Origin of the sequence: Alkalilimnicola sp. S0819 (assembly GCF_009295635.1) — a bacterium.
Classification (GTDB): domain Bacteria; phylum Pseudomonadota; class Gammaproteobacteria; order Nitrococcales; family WHIW01; genus S0819.
In genome coordinates, this window is the sequence record NZ_WHIW01000044.1 from 1 (window position 1) to 633 (window position 633).

Below are 633 nucleotides of genomic sequence, written 5' to 3' on the forward strand. Positions count from 1 at the left end.
AAAAGCCAGAGTTGAGAGCCCGGCTCGGACTCTCAAGTCTGACTTCTTCCCGCAGGTAGATGGTGGAGCCAGTCGGGATCGAACCGACGACCCCCTGCTTGCAAAGCAGGTGCTCTCCCAGCTGAGCTATGGCCCCTGACTTGTCTGTTTTTCGCCATGCGGCGTTGCTGCTCCTCGATCGGTCGGTCACGTACTGGTGTACGCTCCCTCCCTCTCTCGTCGCGCGCCTTGCCTGGCGAAAAACATCCTGCGTCAGTGCGGCTAACCGCTCCCCTGACACTGGTTTTTTGTGCTGATCGAGGCGTCGACTGGCGAAGCTTGCATCGGCAAGTGAGCCAGGCGACAACGAAGAGCAGCGCAAAAAATGGTGGGTCTGGGTGGATTTGAACCACCGACCTCACCCTTATCAGGGGTGCGCTCTAACCAACTGAGCTACAGACCCGCGGCCGGTCTCTAACGGCGAACCAGATAACTTGTGAGGGTGCTCGCACCAACAGGAACCGATTGGTGCATCTCTTTAAAGGAGGTGATCCAGCCGCAGGTTCCCCTACGGCTACCTTGTTACGACTTCACCCCAGTCATCGACCACACCGTGGACGGCGCCCTCCCGAAGGTTAGGCTACCGGCTTCTGG

At 58.9% G+C, this 633-nt stretch carries 2 tRNA genes and 1 rRNA gene; all 3 read right to left on the reverse strand.

From position 1 onward, the window contains the following. Window positions 1–60: 60 nt before the first annotated feature. Window positions 61–136 (reverse strand) — tRNA-Ala (locus GBG68_RS13900). Window positions 137–365: 229 nt separating this feature from the next. Further along, a tRNA-Ile gene (locus GBG68_RS13905) sits at window positions 366–442 on the reverse strand. Window positions 443–519: 77 nt separating this feature from the next. Continuing rightward, window positions 520–633 (reverse strand): 16S ribosomal RNA (locus tag GBG68_RS13910); the annotation flags it as partial.